The organism is Sphingobium cupriresistens, from assembly GCF_004152865.1.
Classification (GTDB): domain Bacteria; phylum Pseudomonadota; class Alphaproteobacteria; order Sphingomonadales; family Sphingomonadaceae; genus Sphingobium; species Sphingobium cupriresistens.
This window is the reverse complement of sequence record NZ_SEOO01000010.1, coordinates 14,635-39,846: the sequence shown is the minus strand read 5'-3', so window position 1 is coordinate 39,846 and position 25,212 is coordinate 14,635. Positions and strand designations below refer to the sequence as shown.

Annotated in this window: 26 protein-coding genes; 17 read left to right on the top strand and 9 right to left on the bottom strand. The window is 62.6% G+C overall.

Annotation, left to right across the window (positions count from 1 at the left end; translation table 11 throughout):
* Window positions 1-13: 13 nt before the first annotated feature.
* Window positions 14-538, bottom strand: a complete 525-nt coding sequence (locus tag EWH12_RS07955) for an ester cyclase (protein ID WP_066607744.1) — start codon at window positions 536-538, stop codon at window positions 14-16.
* Window positions 539-689: 151 nt separating this feature from the next.
* On the opposite strand from EWH12_RS07955, the gene EWH12_RS07950 reads away from it, so the two are divergent.
* The 5 genes from EWH12_RS07950 (at window position 690) to EWH12_RS07930 (ending at window position 5,795) form a co-directional block, all read left to right on the top strand.
* Entirely contained in the window at window positions 690-1,145 is a 456-nt protein-coding gene (locus EWH12_RS07950; RefSeq protein ID WP_066607741.1) for a nuclear transport factor 2 family protein, read from the top strand.
* 40 nt (window positions 1,146-1,185) lie between these two features.
* Window positions 1,186-3,522, top strand: a complete 2,337-nt coding sequence (locus EWH12_RS07945) for a membrane-bound PQQ-dependent dehydrogenase, glucose/quinate/shikimate family (RefSeq protein ID WP_066608672.1) — start codon at window positions 1,186-1,188, stop codon at window positions 3,520-3,522.
* Between the two features lie 85 nt (window positions 3,523-3,607).
* On the top strand, window positions 3,608-4,048 hold the full coding sequence (locus EWH12_RS07940) for a nuclear transport factor 2 family protein (RefSeq protein ID WP_066607738.1): 441 nt from the start codon (window positions 3,608-3,610) through the stop codon (window positions 4,046-4,048).
* Window positions 4,041-5,042, top strand: a complete 1,002-nt coding sequence (locus tag EWH12_RS07935; protein WP_129926237.1) for an NADP-dependent oxidoreductase — start codon at window positions 4,041-4,043, stop codon at window positions 5,040-5,042. Before EWH12_RS07940 ends, EWH12_RS07935 begins: the two co-directional genes overlap by 8 nt.
* Before the next feature lie 27 nt (window positions 5,043-5,069).
* Window positions 5,070-5,795, top strand: a complete 726-nt coding sequence (locus tag EWH12_RS07930) for an SDR family oxidoreductase (RefSeq protein WP_129926236.1) — start codon at window positions 5,070-5,072, stop codon at window positions 5,793-5,795.
* Here EWH12_RS07930 and EWH12_RS07925 read toward each other — a convergent pair.
* Window positions 5,792-6,946: an oxidoreductase gene (locus tag EWH12_RS07925; protein ID WP_129926235.1), complete on the bottom strand. Its 1,155-nt coding sequence runs from the start codon at window positions 6,944-6,946 to the stop codon at window positions 5,792-5,794. The two genes, EWH12_RS07930 and EWH12_RS07925, sit on opposite strands and share 4 nt — an antisense overlap.
* Window positions 6,947-7,080: 134 nt before the next feature.
* Window positions 7,081-7,287: a ferredoxin gene (locus EWH12_RS07920; RefSeq protein WP_066608671.1), complete on the bottom strand. Its 207-nt coding sequence runs from the start codon at window positions 7,285-7,287 to the stop codon at window positions 7,081-7,083.
* A gap of 92 nt (window positions 7,288-7,379) precedes the next feature.
* Between EWH12_RS07920 and EWH12_RS07915 the strand changes: the two genes are divergently transcribed.
* From EWH12_RS07915 to EWH12_RS07885, 7 genes are read left to right on the top strand one after another with little or no spacing between them, the layout of a single operon-like run.
* Entirely contained in the window at window positions 7,380-8,765 is a 1,386-nt protein-coding gene (locus EWH12_RS07915) for an aromatic ring-hydroxylating dioxygenase subunit alpha (protein WP_066607723.1), read from the top strand.
* A 26-nt stretch (window positions 8,766-8,791) separates the two neighbouring features.
* A complete protein-coding gene (locus EWH12_RS07910) occupies window positions 8,792-9,370 on the top strand; it encodes a 3-phenylpropionate/cinnamic acid dioxygenase subunit beta (RefSeq protein WP_066607720.1) in 579 nt (192 codons plus the stop codon).
* Window positions 9,371-9,383: 13 nt separating this feature from the next.
* Complete coding sequence (locus EWH12_RS07905; protein WP_129926234.1) at window positions 9,384-10,553, top strand: FAD-dependent oxidoreductase; 1,170 nt, start codon at window positions 9,384-9,386, stop codon at window positions 10,551-10,553.
* Entirely contained in the window at window positions 10,550-11,362 is an 813-nt protein-coding gene (locus EWH12_RS07900) for an SDR family NAD(P)-dependent oxidoreductase (RefSeq protein WP_066607714.1), read from the top strand. The genes EWH12_RS07905 and EWH12_RS07900 overlap by 4 nt, the downstream gene beginning before the upstream one ends.
* Window positions 11,359-11,991 carry a TetR/AcrR family transcriptional regulator gene (locus EWH12_RS07895; RefSeq protein WP_066607712.1) on the top strand — a complete coding sequence of 211 codons (633 nt, stop codon included), beginning with the start codon at window positions 11,359-11,361 and terminating at the stop codon, window positions 11,989-11,991. The genes EWH12_RS07900 and EWH12_RS07895 overlap by 4 nt, the downstream gene beginning before the upstream one ends.
* Before the next feature lie 4 nt (window positions 11,992-11,995).
* Window positions 11,996-13,222 (top strand): acyl-CoA dehydrogenase family protein, encoded by a 1,227-nt coding sequence (locus tag EWH12_RS07890; RefSeq protein WP_201785543.1) that lies wholly within the window; start codon window positions 11,996-11,998, stop codon window positions 13,220-13,222.
* Window positions 13,223-13,278: 56 nt separating this feature from the next.
* On the top strand, window positions 13,279-13,875 hold the full coding sequence (locus EWH12_RS07885; protein ID WP_242495987.1) for a malonic semialdehyde reductase: 597 nt from the start codon (window positions 13,279-13,281) through the stop codon (window positions 13,873-13,875).
* A 33-nt stretch (window positions 13,876-13,908) separates the two neighbouring features.
* On the opposite strand, the gene EWH12_RS07880 is transcribed toward EWH12_RS07885, so the two are convergent.
* The 3 genes from EWH12_RS07880 to EWH12_RS07870 are packed head-to-tail and all read right to left on the bottom strand — an operon-like array spanning window position 13,909 to window position 17,074.
* Window positions 13,909-15,132, bottom strand: a complete 1,224-nt coding sequence (locus EWH12_RS07880) for a cytochrome P450 (RefSeq protein WP_129926233.1) — start codon at window positions 15,130-15,132, stop codon at window positions 13,909-13,911.
* A 53-nt stretch (window positions 15,133-15,185) separates the two neighbouring features.
* The gene (locus EWH12_RS07875; protein WP_066607703.1) at window positions 15,186-16,349 is read right to left on the bottom strand and encodes an acyl-CoA dehydrogenase family protein; all 1,164 of its coding nucleotides are present in this window, start codon (window positions 16,347-16,349) and stop codon (window positions 15,186-15,188) included.
* A 17-nt stretch (window positions 16,350-16,366) separates the two neighbouring features.
* Entirely contained in the window at window positions 16,367-17,074 is a 708-nt protein-coding gene (locus EWH12_RS07870; protein ID WP_129926278.1) for a GntR family transcriptional regulator, read from the bottom strand.
* A gap of 112 nt (window positions 17,075-17,186) precedes the next feature.
* Between EWH12_RS07870 and EWH12_RS07865 the strand changes: the two genes are divergently transcribed.
* The 5 genes from EWH12_RS07865 (at window position 17,187) to EWH12_RS07845 (ending at window position 22,453) form a co-directional block, all read left to right on the top strand.
* Complete coding sequence (locus tag EWH12_RS07865; protein WP_242495986.1) at window positions 17,187-17,639, top strand: hypothetical protein; 453 nt, start codon at window positions 17,187-17,189, stop codon at window positions 17,637-17,639.
* A gap of 118 nt (window positions 17,640-17,757) precedes the next feature.
* On the top strand, window positions 17,758-18,594 hold the full coding sequence (locus tag EWH12_RS07860) for an SDR family NAD(P)-dependent oxidoreductase (RefSeq protein WP_066607700.1): 837 nt from the start codon (window positions 17,758-17,760) through the stop codon (window positions 18,592-18,594).
* Between the two features lie 20 nt (window positions 18,595-18,614).
* Entirely contained in the window at window positions 18,615-20,192 is a 1,578-nt protein-coding gene (locus EWH12_RS07855) for a phytoene desaturase family protein (protein ID WP_129926232.1), read from the top strand.
* 11 nt (window positions 20,193-20,203) lie between these two features.
* Window positions 20,204-21,298, top strand: coding sequence for a phosphotransferase (locus EWH12_RS07850; RefSeq protein WP_129926231.1), 1,095 nt, complete (start codon window positions 20,204-20,206; stop codon window positions 21,296-21,298).
* Between the two features lie 18 nt (window positions 21,299-21,316).
* Window positions 21,317-22,453 (top strand): epoxide hydrolase family protein, encoded by a 1,137-nt coding sequence (locus tag EWH12_RS07845; protein WP_066607678.1) that lies wholly within the window; start codon window positions 21,317-21,319, stop codon window positions 22,451-22,453.
* Window positions 22,454-22,458: 5 nt separating this feature from the next.
* On the opposite strand, the gene EWH12_RS07840 is transcribed toward EWH12_RS07845, so the two are convergent.
* From EWH12_RS07840 to EWH12_RS07830, 3 genes are read right to left on the bottom strand one after another with little or no spacing between them, the layout of a single operon-like run.
* Entirely contained in the window at window positions 22,459-23,286 is an 828-nt protein-coding gene (locus EWH12_RS07840) for an SDR family NAD(P)-dependent oxidoreductase (protein WP_129926230.1), read from the bottom strand.
* Window positions 23,287-23,325: 39 nt separating this feature from the next.
* Complete coding sequence (locus tag EWH12_RS07835; RefSeq protein ID WP_129926229.1) at window positions 23,326-24,693, bottom strand: phosphotransferase; 1,368 nt, start codon at window positions 24,691-24,693, stop codon at window positions 23,326-23,328.
* On the bottom strand, window positions 24,690-25,085 hold the full coding sequence (locus EWH12_RS07830; RefSeq protein WP_242495985.1) for a nuclear transport factor 2 family protein: 396 nt from the start codon (window positions 25,083-25,085) through the stop codon (window positions 24,690-24,692). Before EWH12_RS07830 ends, EWH12_RS07835 begins: the two co-directional genes overlap by 4 nt.
* Window positions 25,086-25,212 lie beyond the last annotated feature (127 nt).

Sequence of the window (25,212 nt, the reverse complement as noted above, 5' to 3'; positions counted from 1 at the left end):
GGCGTGCACCATCTTATTTGTAGGGATCGACCGGCTGGGGCACTTCGATCACTTCGAGATCCTTGAGCATCGTCAGCACGTCCGAGATCGAATAAATATGGTCGATCTTGTCACCGCGGAAGCGCAGCCACGAGAACCACAGGACGTTGAGTTCGTTGCCGGTCGGCTGAACGCCCATATAGGGTCCGCCGGTATGTTTGCCATGATGGTGGCACAGGACGCAGATTTCGTCTTCACCCCGGCCCCACGCCTTGAGCGTGCGATAGATGCTGGGCGGGAATGTCGTGTACAGACCCTGCGGTGAGGTTTTCCAGACATGATAGGTGCCCAGGTCCGGCCGGTTGGGATTGTCATAGGTCATGGTGTCGGTGTTGAAGAATGCGTCCATGCCATCCCAGTCACCGCGGTTGATGACTTCGTGCAGGTCCATCCAGTGATTGACCATGAACGCCTGGCGATCGGTCAGCCCGGCGGTGATTTCGGCCCGCTTTTCTTTGGACAGGACGAAATCGGCTTCGGTGAACGGGGCGAGACCCATCTAAACTCTCCTTGATGCAAAATTGGCCCGCTGACCTACGCCGGCGGTAACGCCTCATCCCCTCCACAGCCAGGGTCTACACCTACCCAACGAAAGGCGGTCGGCCAACCTGCCTGTGCAATCCATGATTCTATAGAATGGAGGAGAGGTTATGACCATGACCGTGCAGGAGATGTCGGATCGGTTCGAAATACAGGATCTGATCGTTGGCTATTGCTATGCCGTGGACAGCCGCGACTGGGACGGGCTGGACCGATATTTCACCGATGACGCGGTGATCGATTATTCCGAAATGGTCGGGGTGGTCGGCAGCCTGGCCGACATCAAGCGCTTTCTAGCGCAAAGCCTGGCCCCGATCGTGGCGTTTCAGCACGCCATATCGACCACCCAATATCGGATCGAGGGCGACCGGGCGCAGACCAAGACGGTATGCACCAACCCGATGACCGTCAGCGACGGCAGCACCAGCGACACGCTGGTTTTCGGGCTGTGGTATATCCACGATTATGTCCGCACCGCCGACGGATGGCGGATCAGCCGCCTGTATGAGCAGAAATGCTATCGGATGAACGTGCCTGACTGGCTGGCGGCGCAACTACCCGCCTGATCGCACCGATCGATCCTTTGTGCTGCGCCGGGGTGCCATGATGCAACGCTTCCTCAACATCGCATTCCTATCGTCACTGACCATTACGGGCGCATCGCTTGCATGGCTGGGCGGCCGCCTGCTGCTGCTGGGCGGATCGCCATGGTATCTTGCGTCGGGGATCGTGATGGTCGCCGTCGCGCTGCTGGGCTGGCGCAGGCGGTCTGTGTCGATCCTGTTGTTCTGGCTGTATCTGGCCGCCAATCTGGGCTGGGCGACGTGGGAAGTCGGAGCAGACGGATGGGCGTTAGCCCCGCGCATCGCCATGCCGATGGGACTGGGCCTGTATATGCTGACTCCCTTCTATCGGCGGCATGTCGGGAGGATGCAGCCCCTGCCGGGCGCACGGCTGTTGTGGCCCGGTCTGGCGTTGATACTCGCGGGCGGCGTCGGGCTGGCCTTCTGGGCCGATCGGATGCCGGCGCCACGCAGCGAATTATGGGGTCCGCCCCCCGCACAGGCCGGCGATGGCGACTGGATCGCTTATGGCAACGACCGGGGCGGGTCGCGCTTTTCACCGCTGGCGCAAATCACCCCGGCCAATGTCGGCCATTTGCGACCAGCCTGGACCTACCGCACCGGGAAGCTGGGCGATGGCAAGCAGGGAACGGCGTTTCAGGTCAACCCGCTCAAGATCGGCAACCGCCTCTATCTATGTGCGGGCAATAATGACGTGATTGCGCTGGACCCGGAGACGGGGCGGCAATTGTGGCGGCATAATCCCAAGACCGATCTGGCGGGCGTCTATGGCCTGGTCTGTCGCGGCGTCACTTATTATCGCGTGCCGCAGGCGAACGGCCCATGCGCCGAACGAATATATACCGCGACGCTGGACGCACGGCTGATCGCGCTGGACGCGGCCACCGGGCGCCCTTGTCCCGGCTTCGGACGCGGGGGCCAAGTCGACCTGAGATCCGGCCTCGGCACGGTGGACAAGGGTTATTATTTCGTCACATCACCCCCCGCGCTGGTGCGTGGACGACTGGTGCTGGGCGGTTGGGTGACGGACGGGCAGAGGATCGGCGAGCCATCGGGCGTCATCCGCGCCTTCGATGCGGTCAGCGGCGACTTCGCCTGGGCGTTCGATATCGGCCGTCCCGACGATCACGGCCTGCCCGCGCCCGGCGCGACCTTCACCCCTGGCACGCCGAACAGCTGGGCGCCGATGAGTTCGGACGAATCGCTGGGGCTGGTCTATGCGCCGACGGGCAATGCCACGCCCGATTATTTCGGCGGACACCGCACCGCCAATGACGACCGCTTTTCCAGTTCGGTCATTGCCTTGGACGCCGCGACCGGCGCGGTCCGGTGGTCTTTCCAGACCACCCATCACGACCTGTGGGACTATGACGTCCCGGCGCAGCCGACGCTGGTCGATCTGCCCGGTGGGGTGCGCGGCCTGATCCAGCCGACCAAGCGGGGCGAGATTTTCCTGCTGGACCGGGCGACGGGCAAGCCGATCCTGCCGGTCGAGGAGCGCCCCGTGCCCCAAGGGGCCGTCGCGGGTGAACGAATCGCCAAGACCCAGCCCTATTCGACCACCATGCCCAGCTTTGGCGGGCCGCGTCCTACGGAAAAGGGCATGTGGGGACTGACCCCGATCGATCAGGCGATCTGTCGCATCCGTTTTCGGCAGGCGCGATTCGATGGTGACATGACGCCCCTGTCGACGGAGCATCCCACGATCACCTGGCCTGGCTATCTGGGCGGGATCGACTGGGGTGGCGTGTCGGTGGACAAGCTGCGCGGGCTGATGATCGTCAACAACAACCAGGTCGGCAATTATAACCGTCTGATCCCACGCGCGGAGGCCGACCGGCGCGGCATCAAGCCGATGAACGCGGTGCATATGGGCGATGTCGGCGGCCCGGCGGCGCAGCAGGGCGTTCCTTATGCAGCGCAGATCGCGCCATTCCTGTCGCCATTGGCCATACCCTGTCAGCAGCCGCCCTATGGCCGGATCAACGCTGTCGACATCAGGACCGGCAAGATGGTGTGGAGCCGGACTTTGGGCACCTCGCGCGACAGCGGGCCGCTGGCGCTGCCGACGCTCGTCCCCATCCCGATGGGGGTGCCCAATATCGGCGGGTCGGTGGCGACGGCCAGTGGCCTGACCTTCATCGGCGCGACCCAGGAACATGCGTTTCGCGCGTTCGATACGGCGACCGGACAGTTGCTGTGGAAGGCGCGCCTGCCTGCCGGTGGCAATGCGTCGCCCAGCAGCTATTGGTCCAGTGCCAGCGGGCGTCAATTCATAGTGATTGCGGCGGGGGGGCATGGCGCGATGCTGTCGGGGTCCAGCGATCAGTTGGTCGCCTATGCCCTGCCCAGGAAATGACGCGATAGGCGCCGATCCTATCGTTCGACGGGCAAGATCGGCATCCCCTTCCCTATGATCCGTCAGGATATAAGGGAGGATGACTATGGCGGCACATGGCAGCCTGACGCGCAGGGCGCCACTCGCAGCGGATGATGAGCGCGCGATCCATCATTTGCTGCTACGCTATGCGACCGGGATCGACACGCGCGACTGGCCGTTGTTTCGCACCTGCTTCGCACAGGATTGCGAGGCGGATTATGGCAGCTTCGGCCGATGGCGCGGCCCGCGCGCGATTACCGAATATATGGAGAGCGCGCATCGGCAGATGGGCGCGACGTTGCACCGGATCACCAACATCGTGGTGGAAAGCCGGAACGATGAAATCGTCGCACGCAGCTATGTCGACGCGGTGCTGACCGATCAGGCACATGGGGTGACGCATCGCGCGGCAGGCTTTTATGACGACTGCCTGATCCGCACCGCGGACGGGTGGCGGATCGCGCGACGCAAATTCACGATGGTGAAGGCGGGATTGAATGAATGACATTAATCGTCAGGTGATTCTGATCGCCCGTCCAGCGGGCATCGCGCAGGCGGAGCATTTCGCGATCCGGCACAGTAGGGTCGATCAGCCTGGACCGGGCGAAATTCTGGTGCGCAACCATTATCTGTCGGTCGAACCGGCGATGCGTGGCTGGATCGCGGACAGCGACAATTATGCCGCGCCGGTCGCGATCGGATCGGTCATGCGCGCGCTCGCCGCAGGGCAGGTGGTGGCGTCCGGTGACGATGCCTATCAGGTCGGCGATTATGTGACGGGATGGTTCGGGTGGCAGGATTTTACCCGTGTTCGGACCGATCAGGTGGTGCAGCGAACCAATGCGCCGGAGATGCGTGCGTCGCTCGGCATATTGGGGATCAACGGTGTCACAGCCTTTCTGGCGCTGACGCTGATCGGCCAGCCGCGCGCGGGCGATACCGTACTGGTATCGACGGCGGCCGGCGCAGTCGGATCGGCCGTGGGTCAGATTGCGCGGCTGATGGGATGCCGGACGATCGGCATTGCCGGCGGGCCGGACAAGGTGCGCCGCTGCGTCGATCAGTTCGGCTATGACAGCGCGATCGACTATCGCGGGGAAGATGTGGGCGTGGCAGTGGCCCGCCATGCGCCGCAGGGTGTCGACATTTATTTCGATAATGTCGCAGGCGCGATCAGCGACGCCGTGCTGCCGCATCTGGCCATGCGGGGGCGCGTCGTCGCGTGCGGCACCGCGTCGATCGACCGTTGGAACCCCTGGCCGCAAGGTCCGCGCGTCGAACGGCATCTGCTGGTCAAGCGAGCGCGGATGGAGGGCTTCGTCATCTTTGACCATATGGACCGCTATGGTGATGCCGTCGCGCAATTGCGGGCATGGATCGCGCAGGGGCAACTGACTTGGCGGGAGGAAATATTGGACGGGATCGTCGCTTGCCCGGACGCTCTGGCGGGACTGTATCGCGGCGAAAATGATGGCAAGCGGCTGATCCGCCTCGTCTGAACCCCCTGGACCAAATGGAGTGAAGCAATGAGCAAGCTGGCTGGCAGGATCGCGATCGTGACGGGCGCATCGTCGGGCATCGGCGCGGCGACCGCCCATGCCCTGTCGGCGGCGGGCGCAACGCTAGTGCTGGTCGCGCGCAGGGCTGATCGGCTGGCGGCGCTGGCGGCGGAGTTGGGTGGTGATGCGCTGCCCTTCGCCGACGACATGGCCGATCCGCTCGCCCCGCAGCGGCTGCATGATGAGGTGATGGGGCGGTTCGGGCGCGCAGACATCCTTGTGAACAATGCCGGCATCCTTCATGCTGCGCCGGTCGAACAGTTCGATCTGGACCAGTTGCGCCCGATGATCGCGCTGAATTACGAGGCCGTCGTGCGGACCAGCACCTTGTTCGCGCGTTCCATGAAAGCGGCCGGGACCGGCCAGATCATCAACATATCCAGCATCGGGGCCAACATAACCGCGCCGGGCGTGGGCGTCTATGGCGGGCTGAAGCGCGCGCTGGAGGCTTTTACCGATTGCCTGCGCGTCGAACTGGCTGGCAGCGGCGTCAAAGTCGGCATCGTCGCGCCGGGAACGACCAGCACCGAAATTTTCGAGGATATGAAGGCGCGCGGCCAGCCTGCCTGGGACAGCTTCATCCCCGCGATGCAGCCGGGCGACGTCGCTGACGCCGTACGCTATATGGCGGAGCAACCCGACCGCACCAATATGGCGCGGATACAGGTCTATGCCGCCGCCGATTCGCATTAGTCCAGCGTGGCGTATGCCTCCAACCGGAACGGATCGGGCGCGCCGCCGTCGCGCATCTTGCGGACCCATAAAGGGTCCATGAGCAGCGCGCGACCGACGGCGATCAGGTCGAACTCGCCCTGCGCGATGCGGTCCGCCACCAGCGCCAGATTGTCGGTCATCACCGTGGGCTGGGCGAAGGAGGATTGCAGATCCTTGCTGAGGCCGACGCCGCCGACCGCGATGACCGGCTTGCCGGTCAGCCGCTTGATCCATCCGGCAAGACCCATATCCGACCCTTCGAACGCGGGAGTGGAAAAAAGGCGCGTGCTGGCGTCGAAAATGTCGACACCGCCGTCCGCAATGGGAGCCAGCATTGCGGCCAGTTCATCGGGCGTCTGGGCGCTGCGGGCGTCGTAATCCTGCAATTTCCATTGGGAGAAGCGAAAGATGATCGGGAAATCGGGCGCGGTCGCGGCCCGGACGGCGCGGACGACTTCGGCAGCAAAAAGAGCACGGGCGGCCGCATCGCCGCCCCAGCGATCATCCCGCATGTTCGTATGGCCCCACAGAAAGCTGTCGATCAGATAACCATGCGCGCCATGCAGCGCGATGCCATCGAAGCCGACGGCGCGGGCGTTGGCCGCGCTGCGGGCGAACGCAGCAATGATGTCGCCGATTTCGCTGTCGGTCAGCGGTGTCGAAGGATCACGCACGGCCGCCAGATAATCGGGGGGCACCATGGCCTTGTCGGTCGGTCCCCAGATACCCGATGGCCGGGCCGAGGGCGCTTGCGGATGGTAGCCGGTGCCCGGCACCCGGATGACGCCCTGATGCCAGAGTTGCGGCACGATCAAACCGCCTGCCGCATGGACGCCCGTCACGATGTCACGCCAGCGCGTCAGCGCAGCGTCACCATGCAGCACCGGCGAAGCGCCGCCGCCCATCGATTCGCGTCCCAGCGCAGCGAGATGATCGACCCCAATGCCTTCGGTCACGATCAACCCGACATCGGCGGCGGCGCGGCGCGCATAATAGGATGCGACGCCATCGGACGGGATGCCGTCGGGCGCGAAATTGCGCGTCATGGGAGCCATGACGAAGCGATTGCGCAGGCGCAGGCCCGCCGTTTCGAAAGGGGTAAAGAGCTTGTCCCTGTCGCCAGTCGTCATTTCACTCTCCCTTGCCGATCGCCTGTTCCGCGCTGGGTGCAACAGGGGCGAACGCCAACGGACCTACCCATGGACAGGTTCGTTGGGCGCGGAACAGGCAGAGCCTTTCCGCACCGGAAAGAAGGAGCAGCCGATCAGGCGTCGACCACTGCCAATGCCGCTTGGGGACAGGCTTCCGCGCCTTCGCGGGCGAGGTCTTCCATGCCTTCGGGCACAATGGCGTCATCGACATAGACAATGCCGTTCGCATCCAGCTTGTACACGTCGGGGCATATTTCGGCGCACACGCCATAGCCACAGCAGGCTGCCTTATCGATTACGATCTTCAACTTCTGGCTCATCATCCTCTCCTTGTGACGCAACATTACAACTTGAACAGATTTAGTTCAATATGTATAAAGCGACTCACGATGGATTTTCCAAGGAGAGGAAGATGCTACACAAGGCCGGGTTGACTCTGGGCGATGGAACCACGCTCGACGACCTCATCAACCGCGACATGAACGAAGTGTCGCTGCGCGTGATGAACGACAAGGAACTGTACGAACTGGAAATGGAGCGCATCTTTGCGCGCACCTGGCTGTTGCTGGGCCATGAATCGGAAATTCCCAAGGCGGGCGACTATGTCATGCGCGACATGGCCGAGGATAATGTGATCGTGTCGCGGGCACGCGACGGCGAAGTGCATGTCATGCTCAACGTCTGTCCGCATCGCGGGATGAAGGTGTGCACCGCCGAGGCGGGCAACGCCGCCGCGCATCGCTGCATCTATCACGGCTGGGCCTTCCGTTCCGACGGCAGCTTCATCGGCGCGCCGATCGAAAAGGAGCAGATGCACGGCAACAAGCATAGCAAGGACGAACTGGGCCTGAAAAAGGCGCGCGTGCATCTTTATGGCGGTCTGATCTTTGCGACATGGAGCAAGGATCTCTCGTTCGAGGACTATCTGGGCGACGCCAAATTCTATCTCGACCAGCTTTTCTGCCGCACCGACAATGGCCTTGAAATGCTCGGCCCCCCGCAGCGCTTCGTGCTGCCGTGCAACTGGAAGATCCCCGGCGAACAGTCCGGTTCGGACGGCTTCCATACGCTGACGCTGCACCGTTCGCTGATGGAAGGCGGCATCATGGGCGGCACCGCCGAGTCGATCTACGACACTGCGCCGGGCATGTATGGCGTCGATATTTCGGTGCCGCAGGGGCATACGCTGCGTTGCCTGGAAGCGGCGCAGACGTTCAAGATGTTCGCCGACATCAGCTTCGAGGGCAAGACGACCGAAGAGCGGCTGAACCTGCTGACCCCGCCGGGTGTCACCAAGGAGATGATCCCCCAGCTGTTCAGGAACCTTACCGAGGATCAGGTCAACCAGCTGGCGACCATCCCGCCCCAGGTCGGCGGCATGTTCCCCAACATCCTGATCGCCTTCATCTTCGCGCCGCGTATGGATGGCGGCGCGTCGGGTGCTCTTTCGCTCCACACTTATGTGCCCAAGGGACCGGACAAGGTGGAGTTCGTCAATTTCATCTTCGCCGAAAAGGACGCGCCTGAAGATGTGAAGCGCGACATGCTCCAAAATGCGATCTGGTCCACCGGCACGTCCGGCACGATCGAGCAGGACGATGCCGATACCTGGCCGCAGATCATGCGCAATGCGCGCGGGCATATGAGCAAGAGCGTGACGTTGAAATATCAGGCGCTCCATGGTCATGAACGGCCCGAAGGCTGGGTCGGTGGCGGTGACCTCTACCCCGGCTTCACCAAGGACGACACGCAATGGGCCTGGTGGATGGCCTATTACGACCTGATGGCCGACGCCTGAGCGACGCGAACCGAGAGGATCATAGCATGACCGTGAACTACGCGACCGCCGCCATCGACAAGACCAGCGTGATGCGCGGGCTGGTATCCACCCAGCGCGTGCCGTTGGGGTCGGAGGTCTATAACCGCCTGCTCGAAACCCTGTATGATGAAGCGGCGGCGCTGGACGAGCGCCGGTTCGACGACTGGGTCGCCTATCTGGCGCAGGATCTGGTCTATACCGCGCCGCTGCGCCTGACCCGCAACGGTCCCAACAAGGATCGCGACGTCGTGCGGACGATGAAGCATTTTGACGAAAATTATGCGTCGATCCTGATGCGGACCGGGCGGCTGTCGAAAAGCGCCTGGGCGGAAGATCCGCCGTCGCGAACCCGCCGTTTCGTTACCAATGTCCGTGTCGCACAGTGCGACACGGCGGGCGAATATGAAGTTGTGAGCTATCTTTATGTAGAGCGCAGCCGGTTCGATAACCCGGAAAACGAGTCGATCACGGCGGAACGGCGGGACGTGTGGCGACTGGTCGATGGCGTGTACAAGCTGGCCGTGCGCGAGATCATCGTCGATCAATCGACGTTGGGCATGTCCAACTTCGCGATCTTCCTCTGACGGAGTTGGGCAGGTGACAGGCTCCCCGCATATCGTGGTGATCGGCAGCGGCTTGGCCGGCTATGGGGTCCTGCGCGAGTTGCGCAAACTGGCGCCGGACGCCCGGCTTACCTTGGTGACGCAGGATGACGGGCACTTCTATTCCAAGCCCGCTTTGTCCACCGCGCTGGCCAAGGGCAAGGTTGCCGATACGCTAGTCACCACGGCTGCGGGGAAAATGTCGACGCAGTTGAAGCTGGACCTGCGCGCCGGCCGGGTTGTCGAGGCGATCGACCGGCAGGACAAGGCCGTTCTGACCACCGGCGGGCCGATCTTCTACGATCGGCTGGTGCTGGCGCTGGGGGCTGAGCCGATCCGACCGCCGATCGACGGCGATGCCGCGCACCGGGCGATGGCGGTGAACAGCCTCGACCATTATCGCGATTTTCGCGAAAAGTTGCCCGATGGCGCGCGGGTGCTGATTATGGGCAGCGGGCTGGTCGGCACCGAATTTGCCAATGATCTGGCCGCGACGGGCTATCGTCCGGTGGTGGTCGACATGCTGGGACATCCGCTGGCGCAACTTGTGCCAGCGGATGTCGGTGCCAGCATTCGCGACGCGCTGTCGGAGAAGGGCGTGGAGTGGCATCTGGGCCGCAAGGTGATGGCGATCCACAAGACAGATGGCGGCATCCGCGCCGAGCTGGACGATGGCATGGAGATCGAGGCGGCAGCGGTGCTGTCTGCCATTGGCCTGCGCCCCAATGTGCAACTGGCGCAGGACGCCGGGCTGGACGTGGGACGGGGCATCCGTGTCGATCAGACTGGCCGCACCAGCGACCCGGACATTTTCGCGATTGGGGATTGCGCCGAATATCCTAGCGGGCTGGCTGCCTATGTCACCCCGATCATGGCCGCCGCACGGGCGATCGCGCCCAGCGCGCTTGGCACGCCGACCGACATTCGCTTTCCGCCCTTGTCGGTGCAGGTCAAGACGACCGCCTGCCCGGTCGTGCTGCTCCCAGCGCCGCAGGGCGTAGCGGGTAACTGGGAAGAAGCAGCGAACGACTCGATGGGCCTGAAATATCTGTTTCGCGACAGCGATGGCGCTGTCCGGGGTTATGTCTTCACACAGGAATATTGCCAGGAGCGCATGGATATGGACCGCGCCCTGAGCGAACAATTGGCGGGAGTGGCAGCGTGACGGGATTGGTGCAGGATAAGGTTGCGATCGTCACCGGCGGGGCAAAGGGGCTTGGCCACGGCATATCCCGCTGTCTGGCCCGCGAAGGCGCGTATGTCCTGATCACCGGGCGCGACGGGGCCGCGGCGGAAAAGGTTGCGGCGGAGATCAGCACCGAATTTGGCGTGCGCGCGGTCGGCATGGCCGCCGATGTCGGGGTCAAGGCCGATGTGGAGGCGATGATCGATCGTGCGGTCGCCGAATTTGGCGGCATCGACATATTGGTCAACAACGCGTCCCTGCTGTCCGACAATGTCCTGCTGGAGCAGAAAACCGATGAAATGCTCAAGCGCACGCTGGAAATCGGCACCTGGGGCAGTTGGTGGGCGATGCGCGCCGCCTTCCCGCATATGAAGGCGCGCGGCGGCGGGTCGATTGTCAATTTCTATTCCATCGACGCGCAGACCGGGGCGTGGCTACATGCCGATTATAATATGAACAAGGGCGCGATCATGGGCCTGACGCGCAGCGCCGCAGTGGAATGGGGGCGTTTCAACATCCGCACCAACGCGATCGCGCCAACCGGCATGGGACAGGTATTCGCGCAACTGGTGGAGGATGTGCCGGGCTTTCTGGACATGGCCACCGCCAGCAATCCGTTGAAGCGCGCGGGCGACCCCGAACTGGACATCGGGCCGGTCGTGCTGTTCCTGGCGTCGGAAATGTCGCGGTTCGTCAATGGCGAACTGATCAATGTAGATGGCGGACAGCATCTGCCCGGTTATGTGAGCGTTCCGCACAATCTGTCAGAGATGGAAGCCCAGACATGAAGCTGATGCCGCACACCGACTGGAGCGAAATCGTCGCCATCGATCAATCGGGCAGCGTCCAGAAGATCATGGACGGTACGTTGCGCGCGATCGCCAGTATCGGTGCGCGCCGCCTGTCGATGAGCGACATCAGCGAAAGCAGCGGCGTGTCGCGCGGCACGCTGTACCGCTATTTCGCGTCCAAGGAGGATGTGCTGGCCGCGGTCAGCGAATATATTTGCAGCAGCTTCGAAAAGGGGATCGTCGAGGCGGGGCAAAATATTGCCGATCCGATAGAGCGGTTCCGCGCAGTCATGCGCTTCTATGGCCGCTTCACCATCGAACGGTCGCCCGACGGCATATTCGAGGTCGAGCCGGCCTTTCATCTCAATTTTCTGCGCAGTCATTTCGGCCGTCACAAGGCCGCGGTGCAACAGGCGCTCGGCCCGGTGCTCGACCATTTCGAAATGTTAACCGGCAGTCGCCTCGACCGGGATATTTTCTGCGACACGCTGGTACGGCTGCAACTGAGTACGCTCATCATTCCGGCCACGCCGGAATGGCTGGCCATCTGGAATGGCGCGCCCGACCGATTGTGCGAATGGGCGTTGCAGATCGCCGGTCACCATGCCGAACACAAGAGAGGATGAACTGATGGCTACCTTGGCAAAGTTTGAATCCGCCACGAAGATTGGCTTCGCCGACAAAAGCGTCGCCGACGCGATGGTGGAAAAGGCGCGCGGCCTGCGCAGCTTCCTCCAGAGCGAGGCGCCGGCCGGCGAAAAGCGTCGCAGCCCGACCCCTGCGGTCGACAAGATGCTGAAGGACGAAGGGTTCCTGCGCCTGCTGCTACCGCAGCGGCTGGGCGGCATGGGACTGTCGCCGACCGATTTCTGCCGTGTGCAGATCGAAATCGCGAAGGGCGATCCGGCGATCAGCTGGGTCATGCAGATCATCAACGGCACCAGCTGGATCACCAGCCTGGCCCCCGACGGGGTGCAGGACGCGGTATTTGCTGACGGCGCGCAAACGGTGTGCGGTGCATACAACCCGCCCGGCAAGGCGCGCAAGGTCGATGGCGGCTGGATCATCAACGGCAAATGGCCCTATATGTCCGGGTCGCGCCAGTCGAACTGGGCGCAGCAGGGCGTGGTGCTGGAAGATTATGACGGCCCCGTCGTGCCTGGTATCAATATGTGCTATCTGCGCATGGACCAGATGACGATCGAGGACAGCTGGTTCGTGTCCGGGATGCAGGGCACCGGGTCCGACACCGCCATTGCCAAGGATGTCTTCATTCCCGACGCGCAAATGGCGCTGATGACCGAGAGAACCGGCCAGATCGACCCGACAAAGCGCCATTTCGGTGCGCCGTCCGACCTTTTGCCCGCCGTTCCGGTGGTCCGCACGACCGGCATCGCGCAGTTGATCGGTGCGGTTGAGGCCATGCTGGAAATCGTCACCGCCGAAGCGCCCAAGAAGCCGGTGTTGACCACGATCATCGGCCCGCGCACCAGTTCGGGCGCCTATATGCGCGACCTGGGCGAGGCCGCCGCGATGATCGACACGGCCAAGCTGATCCTGTTCGACCTGACCGCCAAGCTGGACCGGATCGGCGTGGGTGAAGAATTTTCGATTGCGGAGAAGGCCAAGCACAGGGCCGCGGGCGCGCAGATGATCGAACTGGTCCATGGCGCCAGCGAATCGCTGATGTTCCAGGCCGGGTCTTCGGCTTTTGCGCTCGACAAGCCGATCAACCGTTACTGGCGCGACGTGTCGATGGCGACCCGGCATATCCAGAATATTCCAACCATTGGCTATGAAATTTATGGCCGCGCCACCACCGGGGCCGATCCGATTTCGCCGCCGGGCGCCTATTGATTTTTCGGGCCGTCCGCCAAGCAAACGGACGGCCCGGTTTTTTCGACGGAGCCTGCATGGCGCAGACAGACGCATCATGCGACGACATGTTGGATCGCCTCTTTCGGCAAGCGCGTACCCATAATGGCTGGACCGACCGTCCCGTCACCGGAGAGATGGTGCGCGCGCTGTATGATCTGGCGAAATGGGGACCGACGACGGCCAATAGTTGTCCCGGGCGGTTTGTGTTCATCCGTTCGGCGCAGGCGAAGGCGCGGCTGATGCCCCACATCAATCCAGGCAATGTCGACAAGGTGACGCAGGCGCCTTGTACAGTCATCATCGCGGGCGATACGCGATTTTACGAGAAATATGACACCCTGTTCCCTTCACGCGACATGCGGAGCGTGTTCGAGGGGAACGAGGCGCTGATCGTCGATACGGTTGCGCGATCTTCGACATTGCAGGGCGCGTACCTTATCATGGCGGCGCGGGCGATGGGGCTGGATTGCGGGCCGATGTCGGGCTTCGACGCGGCGGGCGTGGATGGCGAATTTTTCCCCGATGGGCGGTGGCAGGCCAATTTCCTGTGCAACATCGGCTATGGCCGACCCGAAGCACTGCATCCGCGTAACCCACGCCTGGATTTCAACACCGCCTGCCTCGACCTGTAGGGGCGCCGCCACGAAACGAACGCCCCCTTGCGATCAGGCGGCAGGCGTCCAGACCAGCGGCAGCGCGACCGGCTGGATCATACCGAGATGACATTCGACCTTGTGCCCCGGCGCGATGCGGAATTGCGGGATGCGGGCCAGAAACTCCTCCATCGCGATCCGCAATTCCCGCCGCGCCAGGTGCATCCCGACACAGGTATGTATGCCAAAGCCAAAGCCGACATGGCGCGGTTTGCGGTCCAGCCTTACTTCGGCAGGCGCATCGAATTCGGCCGGATCGCGGCCCGCAAGCGTGGTCGACATTGCCACCTTTTCCCCCGGCATGAAGCGCACGCCGCCGACCTCGGTTGCCTTGATGCAGGTGCGGAAGGTCGTCACCGCGCCATAGGCTCGCATCAATTCATCAATCGCGTGCGGGATTTCGGACGGGTTGGCGCGCAAATAGGCCTGATCGTCCATCGCGCTGCCCAGATGGCGGAAATGCAGCCCCATATTGGTGGATACGGTATCCAGCCCGCCAATGAAAAGGTTGAACATGAAGCCCAGCAATTCATCCTGCGTCAGCGGCCGATCGCCGATCCGGCCCTGCACCCCGAAGCTGATGAGATCGTCGCGCGGATTGGCGCGTCGGTCTGCGATTTCACCACCCAGATAATCCAGCACATTGCGGGTCGCCTCGGCGATTTTCGAAAGGTCGTGATTGTGGAGAAGGTTCATTTCCCACTCCATGAACTCGGCCACCCGGTCATGAGGCAGGCCCATCAGGTCCATGAACACCTTGATCGGAAATTCGAACGCGAAATCGGCCATGAACTCACATTCGCCTTTGCCGGCGAAGGCGTCGATATATTCGACCGCATATTGGCGGATTTTCCCCTCCAGCGCGGCCATGGCCTTTGGCGTGAAGGCGGGGTTGACCATCTGGCGGAAGGGACCATGGGCCGGCGGGTCCAGTTCGGCGGGCGAATTGATCCAATTGCCGCCGACCAGTTTGGAAAAAGGCGAAAAGTCCGTCGAAGAGAAATGTTGCGTGTCCAGATAGATGGCGCGCATATGCGCCATCCGCCGGGGCACCCAGGCGGCAGTTCCGCCCGGATAGGCGTGCGGCGCATAGATGATATCCGGGCCGTCATGCACTGCCATCGCCATGTCGTCGAACGGATCGCGATCGGTCGTCATGCCAAAGATGAAGGGAAAATCGGGTTTGACCAGATCGGCCGGCACATGATCGGGAATGGGCTGGGGCGGAAACATCATGATCTTCTCTTTCCTTGGTCGACAGAGAGGCTGCACGCCTTTTGACGCGTCTTTCAGAATGAACGGGGCAGCCCCAGGCTTTCGGCGATGCCGTTGCGGACCATTTCATTGGTGATCGGACCGATCCGCCACAGACGGCTATCGCGCCAGTAGCGCTGCATGTCGGTTTCCGCGGAATAGCCCATGCCGCCCATGATCTGTATGCCACGATCGGCGGCCGCATTGGCATTTTCCGACGCCATGAGTTTGAGCATATTGGCCTCGACCCCGACATTTTCGCCGCGCGCCTGCTTATCAGCACAGAAATGCAGCATCAGTTCGGTGGTCTTCTGCATGGTCGCGATGTCGGCGACATAATGTTGCAAGCTCTGGAAACGGCCGATGATCCCGCCAAACGCCTTGCGCTGCTTCATATAATCAAGCGCATCCTCCAGCACCCCGTCGATGACGCCCAAGCAGAAGGCGCCGACCATGATGCGTTCATTGTTGAGCGTGGGCAGCAGCATGTACCAGGCCTTGTGCGGCGCCCCCAGCACCTGTTCGTCCGCAACGAAGGCGTCCTCGAAATGCACCGAGCAACTGCCCATCGAGCGCATACCCAATTTGGCCAGCGGGGTGATCTTCACGCCTGCCGTCCTGGTCGGCACCCAGAACAGGGTCAGGCCCTGATGTTTCTTTTCCGTCTCCTTGTCGCTCCGCGCGATCACCAGCAGATAGTCGGCGACATGGGCGGAGGAGGACCATATTTTTTCCCCATTCAGTTTCCAGCCGCCCTCGACCCGATCGGCGGTGGTAGTCATTCCGCCCAGCAAGTCGGTGCCGCCACCCGGTTCGGTAAAGGCGATCGCCGCCTTCAACTGGCCGGTCGCGATCAGCGGAAGATATTTCGCCTTTTGTTCGGGTGACCCATAGAGGCCGATCGACTTCGACCCGGCAAAGCTGGTGATGCCCCATATCCAGGCGAGACCGCCCAGCGAGCGGGCAAGTTCGCGCGCCAGCAGCATCTGCATGACGACATCGCCACCCTGCCCGTCATATTCTTCCGCAATGCCGATGCCATGGAATCCCGCCTGGGTGAATTTATCCCACAGAGCGAATGGATAATTATGTTCGTCCTTTTCCAGTGCGCGCGCCCACTCCTTCGGCACTTCCTTGTCGACCCAGCGGCGCACCATGTCCTGAAAAGACCGATATTCTTCTGGCAGTTCGAAATCCATGTCCTGTGTCTCTTCTTTTATAAGGTCTGATGAGCGATTGACGGTGAACAGCCCGCCTGCGCGATGGCGATCAGGCGTGTGGCCATATGGTCAAGGCAGGCGATTACGCAGGGATGATCGCCGGCCCTGAATGCGGTCAGAATCGCCTGATGCTGGGCCAAGCCGATGGTCGTCAGGGTTTGCAAGCCGTGCAGCAGGATGAAGCGCGCGATCAACCCGCGCCGGTCGAGCGTGGAGCGCAGCAATTCCCGGTTCGCCGATGCTGTGATAAAGATGGTATGAAAATCAAGGCCCGCCGCGATCGCTCCGGCATGGTCCCCGGTGTCGAGCGCCGTGCGATAGCGAAGGATCGCCTGATCGAGCAGCGCATTTTGTTCGACACCGATGCTGCTCATCCCCCAGGCATAGCCCAATCTCCACAATTCCCATTGCACGCGCAGCAGATCGCGCGTCGCGGGAAAATCGATCGGCGTCACGCGCTTCAATCGGTGCGCCTCGATCTCAACCAGCCCTTCGGACGCCAGCGTGCCAAGCGCTTCGCGGATCGGCGTGGCGCTGACGTTCAGGCTGGCGGCCAGCGCGGTTTCACGCAGTAAAGTGCCCGGCGATAGGGCGCCAGACACGATGGCGTCACGCAGGCGATCAACCACCGCCTGCCGCAATGTCGAGGGAGATCGCAATGGCGCGCTGGCGAAGGAGGCGGTCGGGACCGGAAGCGGGCGCATATCGGGCTGGTTCAGAAACGATTCCATAGTCTATAGAATTATGCTGCGCCTTCGCGCTTGCGCCTGTCGGTTGGTAGGGCCCGCACAAAGAGGTGCGCGATAGGGCAAGATCATGAATTGCCCGAAATGCCGCGCGCCGATCAACGGTTTTGGAAAAGGCTGCATCGCGTGCGGTCATAGCGGCAGCGATCTGCGCCGCGCCTTATTATGGACGCTGGTGCCCACCGGAATGATCGCCGCCACGCTGGGGCTGTCGATCGCCATTGCCGAAGCGCATCGCACCGGCAGCAGCCGCAACAGGCACAGCAACGCCATAGAGGCGAGAGACGCGGCGGGACGCACGCAGGCCTTTGCTAAGCTGATGCACGATGCGGGCGAGGTCTGCACATCGACGAATCGGTCGCTGTTTCGCGGCGACATCGGCGCCAACGCGGTATGGGCGATCGGTTGCGGCGACACGGGCGACTGGATGATCCTGATCGCGAACAATGGGACGACGCGCGTGTCGCAATGCGGGCCGATGGAAAAGGCGGGCACGCCTTGCTGGACGCCGCTGGATTCCTAAGCGGCATAGCGACCGCCCTTCCGCACGATAGGCCGCGCGAAGACATTCGCCTTATAGTGTTCCGCCAAAGCCGTGAAAGGCCGCAAAATGGCCGGCGCCAAGAGAGGACTGATACCCGATGCGTAAAATCGACCTGCCCGCTTTCGATTCCGCTGCCTTTGCCGCATCCTATGGTCCCTGGGCCATCATCGCCGGAGCGTCTGAGGGAACGGGCGCCTGTTATGCGCAGCAGTTAGCAGCAATGGGCATCAATCTTGTGCTGGTATCCCGCCGTCTGCCTGCGCTCGAAGCGCTGGGCCAGCAGCTTGCCAACGACCATGGCATCGTATTTCGGGCGATTGCGGCCGACCTTACCGAAGCCGGCGCGGGCGGGCGCCTGGTCGAAGCGACCGCCGATCTCGACATTGGCCTTTATATCTCCAACGCTGGTGCGGACGGCGCGGGCAACAGCTTCTTTGGCGCGCCGGTGGAACGGTCGCTGCGGCTGCTGACCATGAATGCCGCCAATGTGCTGGAGGCGGTCCATGGCTTTGGCAATCGCTTCCTGGCGCGGGGCAAAGGCGGCGTCATCATCATGTCGTCCGGCGCTGGCCTAGGCGGACAGCCCTGGCTTGTCATGTATTCGGCCACCAAGGCGTTCGAACTGAATTTCGTCGAGTCGCTCTGGGCCGAGCTGGATGGCCAGAATATCGACATTGTCGGCGTCGCCGCGCCGATCATGGACACGCCGACCTTGCGCCGCGCGACCGAAGGGCTGGGGATGGACTATAGCATCGCCTATGATCCCTCCGACGTGTGCGCATTGGCGCTGGCCAGCTTGGGCAAGGAACCGCTGGTGATTGTGCCGGACGGGCCGGACGAAGCAAAAATTCCCCAGATTCAAGCCGATCGCAAGACGCGCCTGGTCGCGCTGGCCGAATGGGGCAAGGCCTATACCGCCGCCGCCACTGCCTGAAGCAGCAAAGGACAGAGAGCATGACCGATCAGGTGGACGTCGTCGTCATTGGAGCGGGCCATAATGGCATGGCCGCCGCAGGCTATCTGGCGCGCCAGGGCAAGAAGGTCGTCGTGGTCGAACGCATGGCGAAGGTCGGAGGGATGACCAGTTCGGGCTATATGATCCCGGAAGCGCCCGAACATCTGGTCACGCCCTGCGCGGTGGAACTGCTGTTCGCGCGCAAATCGGGCATAATCGAGGATTTCGAGCTGGCCAAATATGGCCTCAAGACCGTCGATCCCGATCCGACCTATGCCTATCTGCACCCCGATGGCAGTTCCATCGCTTTATTCTACGATTACAAACGCACGGCCGAGGATATAGCCCGGATCAGCCGCAATGACGGCAAGGCCTATCTAAAGTTCATGGAGACGCTGAACGTCATGATGGACATCGGTTTTCCGATGATGATGGCGGAACCGGGTCGCCCGGACATGAAGAACCTGTCCAAGATGATCGGCAGCGCCGTGCGCAACGTACGGTTGAAGGATGAACTGGTCGCCATGTCGAAAGCGACCGCCGATCAGGTCGCGTGCGAACGGTTCGAACATCCCGCCACCATCGCCCTGCTGCTGGGCATCGCGGCAGGTGCCGGGCCAGTCGATGATGATGGCAATGCAGCGGCCTATATGATCTTTGCCGTCACCCATAAATATGGGACCGGCAAACCGATCGGGTCGCTCCAGTCCTTTTCCGACGCGCTGGCGCGCAGCATCGAAGCGTCCGGCGCGACGATACAGCTTAACGCCCCCGTCGCCGAAATCATCGTCGATGATGGTGCGGCCAAGGGCGTGCGGCTGGAGGATGGCCGGGTAATCCGCGCCAAGATGGTCATCGCCACCTGCGACCCGCGCACCGCCATGCGCCTGACGACGCCGGGCGGGGTCGATCGCACATTGATGCAGCGGATCGAACATGCGCCAGCCAATCGCTCGAACGCCGCGCCGTTCCTGGCCAATATCGCCATGTCGGGACCGCTCACATTGAAGAAGCATCAGGATTTGCGGCATGACGATGCGGACCTGAACAAGGCGGTCGGCCTGATCGGCACCCCCGAAGAAGTGCGCGAATCCTTCGCCACCGCGCGGCGCGGCGACATTCCCGACCGGCACGCCATGTCGCTCAGCCCGCTGTCGAACAGCGACCCGACGCAGGCGCCGCCGGGCGGATCGCTGGCCTATGTCTATCTGCCGGGCATGGCGGTGGATGCCCGCGAGGGCTGGTCGCCGGCACTCAAGGACAAGACCATGTCCTCGATCATCAACCATCTGGGCGAATATTATGACGGACTGGACACCGAAGTAGGGCGCTTCGTCGAAACCGCGCGGGAGCGGGAAAAGCGGCTGAACGTCACCAATGGCTGCGTCACCCATATCGATTTCGGCGCGCTGCGGTCGGGCGTGCATCGCCCTGCCACCGGCTTTGGCGGTCCCAAGCCGCCCTTCCCCGGATTTCTGATCGGCGGCGCGGGCGCGCATCCGGGTGGCGGCGTGTCGGGCATTGCCGGCCGCATTGCGGCCAACCGCGCGCTGCGCGAACTCAAGAAAATGAAATAAGGGATGATGCCATGACAAGTCTCGCAAATCCGGTCGGCATCCCCGCCCGGCTGGACGATGTGACTGCCGACTGGCTGACGCAAATCATGCAGTCGCGCTATCCCGGCATTGTCGTCGAGGATATGGAACAGGTTTTCCTGCGCAATAGTCACACGACCAAATATCAGGTGAAGCTGACGCTCAACGATGTCGGCAGGGCGGCGGGCATCCCAGAAAATGTCTGCCTGAAAGCCAATTGGGCGCAGTTCGAAAGCCAGGGCATCTGCCGGCTGGAAGCCCGCTTCTACGAGGATTTTCGCCGTCTCGTCGCCTTCCCCGCGCCCCGTTCCTTCTTCGAGGCGTGGGATCCGCGCGAGGATAGCGGGCAGGGACTGGTCGTGATGGAGGATTTGTCGATCGAGGGCGGCCATTTCGGCGTCTCCACCGACCATATGGGGGTGGAGGAAGCCGCACGCGCCGTCGCCAGCCTGGCGAAAATCCATGGCGCCTTCTGGGACAGCCCGGTGCTGCACGCAGCCGACTGGCTGCCCGTATCGATGGAGACGCCGGTGGACGCGCAGCAACTGCACATGATGTATAGCTTTGCCGAGAAGAACCACGTAAAGCCGGAATATCAGGCATTCCTGCCCGGCTGGATCAAGGGCGACCTGTCTCGCCTGCATACCGTGTTCGACGCGCTAATTGACTTTGCGCAGCATAAGGAACAGGGTCCATGGTGCTTGGTCCATGGTGATAGCCATCAGGGCAACAGCTATCTGCGCCCCGATGGCGAGCGCGTATGGCTCGACTGGCAACTGGTGCGCAAGGGGCGGCCGATCCGCGACTTCACCTATTTCGTTCTGGGCGCGCTGACGATCGAAGAGCGACGCGCAAACGAACGCGACCTGTTGCGCCATTATCGCCGCTGCCTGGTCGAAACCGGGGCGCAAAATGTGCCGGACGATGAGACATTGTGGGAATATTATCGCCGGTGGCCGCCCTATGCGATGCAGGCGTGGATCGCGAATATGGACGAGTGGGGCCAGAAGGGGATGCACATCGTCGAGCGCATCTTCGTCGCTGGCGAGGATCTGCGAACGGTCGAAGCGCTGGGCGTCACCTTCTAACGATCAGGGGAAAGCGCCATGTCGGATTCCATCACGCCCTTTACCGTCGCCGTGCCGCAGGATGCGTTAGACGATCTGCACCAGCGTATCAGCAACACGCGCTGGCCCGCGACGGAGACGGTTACGGACTGGAGCCAGGGCGCGCCGATCGCCGCGATGCGCGACCTGTGCGCCTATTGGGCCAATGGCTATGACTGGCGGCGGTGCGAAGCGGCGCTCAACGCCCTGCCCCAGTTCATGACACAGATCGACGGTCTGTCGATCCACTTCCTGCATGTGCGCAGCCCCCGTCCCGATGCCGTGCCGCTGATCCTGACTCATGGCTGGCCCGGATCGGTGCTGGAATTCATGAAGGTCATCGGGCCACTCAGCAACCCTGCGCCCGACGCGCCCGCCTTCCACCTCGTCATCCCCTCGCTGCCCGGCTATGGTTTTTCCGACAAACCCGCCGCGACTGGATGGGGCGTCGAAAAGATCGCCGATGCCTGGATCACCCTGATGCGGCGGCTGGGCTATGATCGCTTCTTTGCACAAGGCGGCGATTGGGGCGCGGCGGTCACGACCGCCATCGCCATGGCCGCGCCCCCGGAACTGGCGGGCATCCACCTCAACATGCCGCTTGTCTTTCCCGAAGCTGGCGACTTTGCCGACCTGACCCCCGCCGAGGCCAGGACGGTCGAGCGGATGCAATATTATCAGGACCATGATGCCGGCTACGCCAAGCTGCAAGGGACAAGGCCGCAGACGATCGGTTACGCTCTGGCCGATTCCCCGGTCGGGCAGGCAGCCTGGATTTACGAGAAGTTCCAGGCGTGGACCGATAATGAAGGTGCGGCAGAGGACGCGCTGTCCCGCGACGAGATGCTGGACATCATCAACCTCTACTGGCTGACCAACAGTGCCGCGTCATCGGGGAGACTCTATTGGGAAAGCGCTGGCGCATTCAAGGCGCAGCGACTCGACCTGCCGGTCGGCGTCAGCATCTTCGCACAGGAAATCTTCCGCCCGTCGCGCCGCTGGGCGGAACGCAGCTATCCCGATCTGGTCCATTGGAACGAGCTGCCCGTCGGTGGCCATTTTGCCGCGTTCGAGCAGCCTGACCTGTTCGCCGCAGAATTGCGCGCCTGCTTTGGCGCGATGCAGGCCCGCACCTGAAGGCATCAGGGCAGAAAGGCTATCGGCGCGCCCATGGTCGCGCGATAGGACACAGGTTGCTTGCCGTCGGTATCGCGCACGCCATAGCGCTCGCCCAGTTCCGCACCGATCAGCGCCTTACCCGAAAGGGCGGTAAGGCCGGGATCGTCCATCAAGCGATCAAGGACCAAACCGGAAAATTCCGGCGTCTCCCAAGTTGGCAGCATCGCGCGCAAGTCTTCGGGCAGCATGTCGGGCGGCATCGCGCGCACCGCATCGGTCAGGATGAAACCGGGCCATAGCGATACGGCCGACACGCCGTGCGGGGCGAGGTCGATCGCCATGTCAGCGGTCATCTTGTCGGTCCCTGCCTTAGCCGCGCCATAGGCCGGTCCATGGAAATAAGACACTGCGCCATAAAAGGATATGGTCGCGATAAGCCCCCGGCCGGCCGCGACCATCAGCGGCGCGGCATGATAGGCAGCGACATAGGATGACCGCAGACCCACATCGATCATGTCCGCCAGCTTGAGCGATTTTTCCCAAAAGCCGCCCGGCGCGATCAGGTCCATGGCATGAACGGCGGCGGCATTGTTGACCAGCAGATCCAGTCGCCCTCCTGTCCTGTCCGCCAGTGTCGCAAAAGCCGCCGCTACCGCATCGTCATCGCGATGGTCGCATGGCAGCGCCAGCCCCCTGCCCCCTGCGCGGTCGATCTCTGCCACCACATCGGCCAGCTGCGCGGTGTCACGGCCGGTGACCGCGACAATATGTCCGCGCGCGGCAAGCCCACGCGCGATCCCGCGACCCAGCCCACGCGTGGCCCCCGTCACCAGCACTATCTTGTCGCTCATCCTTATCCCTCTCTCCGTCCAGCCCGATAGAGCGCATAATCAGCGTGTCGCGGGCAACACCACATGGCTCGCCGCCGCCCCCAGCGCGGTGGGACCAAAGAGCTGGAGCCGCCGCCCCTCAATCGTGCCTAGCAGACGAATGAGCGCAGCGTCCTGGTCCGGCTCCACCGCGCTCGCATATCCCTCCAGCGCTGCGGCAGCCGCATCCCAGCCATCGAAGGACTCGCCTAGCAGCGCGGACACATCCGCGATGTTGCGCGCGACCATGTCCGCCCCATGGGCATCGGCGCGCTGTGCCCATTCGATCAATTCGGCGACCTGCGCCTTCTGCATCTGCGCGCCTTCGTCAGACACCGGCACCCCGGCCAGCGTATCGGCGATCTTGGCCATCAAGGGGCAATTGTCGCCCCGCTGTTCGGCCAACGGAGGCAGATCAGGCAGTGCGACACCGGAAAGGGCCGACAGCGCCAGCAGGATGGACCGGCGCAGCGCCAGGTCGAACATCAGATAGACCGAATGGGGATCGCCCGGTTTGGGCACGCCCACCGTGCCGGCAAACTGCATGGTTCCCAGCAGCGAAAATTGCAGCACATGGAACAGCACGACATCATGATCCACCGGCTCCCCGGTCGCTTCCTCATAATAACGGACCAGTTCAGGCAAGGGGGCGCCCAGCGGCTCATAACTGTTGCGCATCCCCATCGTGGCAATATCGACCAAGGGATCGCCGATCATGGAAAATTCGAAGTCGTACAGCTTTGTCATCGCGCCCTGATCGACCAGATATTGCCCGGAATCGAACTGGATGAAGCTGGCCTGGGTGCGATGACGCGGCACATTGCGGCGCAGCCAGCCGATGACGAAGGCCAGCAGCGGTTCGGGACGGCTTTTCGTTCGCTGATAATGCGGCATATAGGCGTCCAGCCCCGCCAGCGCGATCGCCTCCGCGCCTTCGGGGCGATGCAGGCCAGCGGCGACGAATGGCTCGATCGGCAGCCGGTGCATCGCCGCGATCGCGTGCATATAATCACGCCCGATCGCGCTTTTGGTTGTTTCGTCCAGCGCGGAAAAATCGCGCGTGCCCGCAATGGCTTCCATGACGATACAGGGCGGGTCGGCCAGATAACCATGGATTTGCGGCACGGGCAGGCCGTGCTGGTGAAGAATGTCGATCACATCGGCCTCCCGCTTGAGATCGGGAAAGATCGAAACGTCGCCGCCCCGGTCGCCGCGCAGATGCAATCGCGCCACCGCACCGTCGATCGCCACATCGGCAAACCAGGATGGACGCCAGCGCACCAGCCGTTCCAGACCGACGACTTTGCCACCCGTCAGTTTTTCGACAAAATGCGTGATCCGTTCGACGGCGGCATCGTCATATTCGTTCAGAGGGACAGGGCCGCTCATCGTCCGGTTCCTTCCGGCGCGAAGGCTTCAGCGGCTGCGCGCGTATCCATATATTCACGTCCCGACACGATCTGCCCGTCGCGTATAACCAGAAGATTATGATATTCGTTGCGATAGACCCGGTCGGGAAAGTGCATTTCACCCCGCACCTCGATCGCTACTCTTTCCCCTTCCGCCGTGATGCCCACGACTTGCGCCATCCGTCGATGCGCCGACAGCAAACCGCTGGTCACGCTGGCGATAAAGTCGGCACGGCTCATGTCGCCATAGCCCAATATCCACCACTGGCAGTCGGGATGCTGCAAAGCCTCCAGCGTTGCGATATCCCCTTCCTCGACCGCCTGCATATATTGGCGGGCGACCGCCTTGTTCGCTTCGATGTCCTGCATCATCCTCTCCCGCGATCAGCGCCGCATCCATGGTGCGCGGTCGGCTCTGCTTCTCTGTGCAGGCAGCAGCGGTCGGCATAACCCTATCGGAGGGCGGGTGGCCTGCGCTTCCCGGCTGGCAATTTCACGC

Coding starts and splice junctions, on each gene's coding strand:
- EWH12_RS07945 (WP_066608672.1), top strand. CDS start 1,186: ATGCAACGCTTCCTCAACATCGCATTCCTATCGTCACTGACCATTACG.
- EWH12_RS07915 (WP_066607723.1), top strand. CDS start 7,380: ATGCTACACAAGGCCGGGTTGACTCTGGGCGATGGAACCACGCTCGAC.
- EWH12_RS07870 (WP_129926278.1), bottom strand. CDS start 17,074: ATGCGCCCGCTTCCGGTCCCGACCGCCTCCTTCGCCAGCGCGCCATTG.
- EWH12_RS07845 (WP_066607678.1), top strand. CDS start 21,317: ATGTCGGATTCCATCACGCCCTTTACCGTCGCCGTGCCGCAGGATGCG.
- EWH12_RS07930 (WP_129926236.1), top strand. CDS start 5,070: ATGAGCAAGCTGGCTGGCAGGATCGCGATCGTGACGGGCGCATCGTCG.
- EWH12_RS07875 (WP_066607703.1), bottom strand. CDS start 16,349: ATGGATTTCGAACTGCCAGAAGAATATCGGTCTTTTCAGGACATGGTG.
- EWH12_RS07885 (WP_242495987.1), top strand. CDS start 13,279: ATGGCGCAGACAGACGCATCATGCGACGACATGTTGGATCGCCTCTTT.
- EWH12_RS07920 (WP_066608671.1), bottom strand. CDS start 7,287: ATGAGCCAGAAGTTGAAGATCGTAATCGATAAGGCAGCCTGCTGTGGC.
- EWH12_RS07935 (WP_129926237.1), top strand. CDS start 4,041: ATGAATGACATTAATCGTCAGGTGATTCTGATCGCCCGTCCAGCGGGC.
- EWH12_RS07860 (WP_066607700.1), top strand. CDS start 17,758: ATGCGTAAAATCGACCTGCCCGCTTTCGATTCCGCTGCCTTTGCCGCA.
- EWH12_RS07830 (WP_242495985.1), bottom strand. CDS start 25,085: ATGATGCAGGACATCGAAGCGAACAAGGCGGTCGCCCGCCAATATATG.
- EWH12_RS07840 (WP_129926230.1), bottom strand. CDS start 23,286: ATGAGCGACAAGATAGTGCTGGTGACGGGGGCCACGCGTGGGCTGGGT.
- EWH12_RS07850 (WP_129926231.1), top strand. CDS start 20,204: ATGACAAGTCTCGCAAATCCGGTCGGCATCCCCGCCCGGCTGGACGAT.
- EWH12_RS07950 (WP_066607741.1), top strand. CDS start 690: ATGACCATGACCGTGCAGGAGATGTCGGATCGGTTCGAAATACAGGAT.
- EWH12_RS07940 (WP_066607738.1), top strand. CDS start 3,608: ATGGCGGCACATGGCAGCCTGACGCGCAGGGCGCCACTCGCAGCGGAT.
- EWH12_RS07835 (WP_129926229.1), bottom strand. CDS start 24,693: ATGAGCGGCCCTGTCCCTCTGAACGAATATGACGATGCCGCCGTCGAA.
- EWH12_RS07865 (WP_242495986.1), top strand. CDS start 17,187: ATGAATTGCCCGAAATGCCGCGCGCCGATCAACGGTTTTGGAAAAGGC.
- EWH12_RS07925 (WP_129926235.1), bottom strand. CDS start 6,946: ATGACGACTGGCGACAGGGACAAGCTCTTTACCCCTTTCGAAACGGCG.
- EWH12_RS07895 (WP_066607712.1), top strand. CDS start 11,359: ATGAAGCTGATGCCGCACACCGACTGGAGCGAAATCGTCGCCATCGAT.
- EWH12_RS07880 (WP_129926233.1), bottom strand. CDS start 15,132: ATGATGTTTCCGCCCCAGCCCATTCCCGATCATGTGCCGGCCGATCTG.
- EWH12_RS07855 (WP_129926232.1), top strand. CDS start 18,615: ATGACCGATCAGGTGGACGTCGTCGTCATTGGAGCGGGCCATAATGGC.
- EWH12_RS07910 (WP_066607720.1), top strand. CDS start 8,792: ATGACCGTGAACTACGCGACCGCCGCCATCGACAAGACCAGCGTGATG.
- EWH12_RS07955 (WP_066607744.1), bottom strand. CDS start 538: ATGGGTCTCGCCCCGTTCACCGAAGCCGATTTCGTCCTGTCCAAAGAA.
- EWH12_RS07890 (WP_201785543.1), top strand. CDS start 11,996: ATGGCTACCTTGGCAAAGTTTGAATCCGCCACGAAGATTGGCTTCGCC.